This window comes from Prevotella sp. SGI.167 (assembly GCF_050313615.1).
Classification (GTDB): domain Bacteria; phylum Bacteroidota; class Bacteroidia; order Bacteroidales; family Bacteroidaceae; genus Prevotella.
In genome coordinates, this window is record NZ_JBNPLT010000115.1 from 1 (window position 1) to 675 (window position 675).

General features: G+C 46.8%; 1 protein-coding gene. It reads right to left on the reverse strand.

Translation table 11 applies throughout. The features are described from left to right. Positions 1 to 10: 10 nt before the first annotated feature. A partial coding sequence (locus tag ACQRBJ_RS16125; RefSeq protein WP_445304243.1) for a PD-(D/E)XK nuclease domain-containing protein occupies positions 11 to 675 on the reverse strand: 665 nt, incomplete at its 5' end.

Consider the following 675-nt stretch of genomic DNA (forward strand, 5'->3'; position numbering starts at 1 on the left):
CTGATATTTCTTATTCTTCCTTGATCTTCCATTCGCTGATGGTGCGCTGGGTACTGTCGTAATTAACGCCAATCTTAAAGAGGCGCTTGCCGTCGGCAGAATAAGGAATCAGATATCCCTTTTCATCAATCTGCCTGATTGCTTCCTCTGCAGAACCATCATACTTCAACTCGAAAACAAACACGGCATCCGGCATATAAACCACGGCATCAGCCCTGCCTATCGCACTGTTCTCCTCTACCCTCATGTGGGCACCCATCAGATTGAAGACAAGATAGAACACCGTCTGGAAATCCCGCTCACTCTTGTTGCTCAACCGGTTGGAGATGCTGGCAAGATATGCTTTCAGTCGCACCATCGCCCCCTCGACATCTGCCTCATAGAGCTTCTCCAGGAAATCACCTACCAGACTGTTGTTGTCCAGAGAAATCGGCGAAAGATAGTTGGGCGCAAGACTCTTGAGCATGCCTATTTTAACCTCCCTGTTTGGATATTCAAGAGTATAGCGATGCAGCAGCGGGTTATACTTCTTGATGGTGAGATAACCACTCTGATAGAGCAGCGGAAGTGCTGAAGTCATCATTTCCGGTGAAACATCAAAGTCATCCACATCGCATGACTTTTTCTCGATATCCATCACATTGACGTGATACTTCTGCAACGTCTTGATAAGAT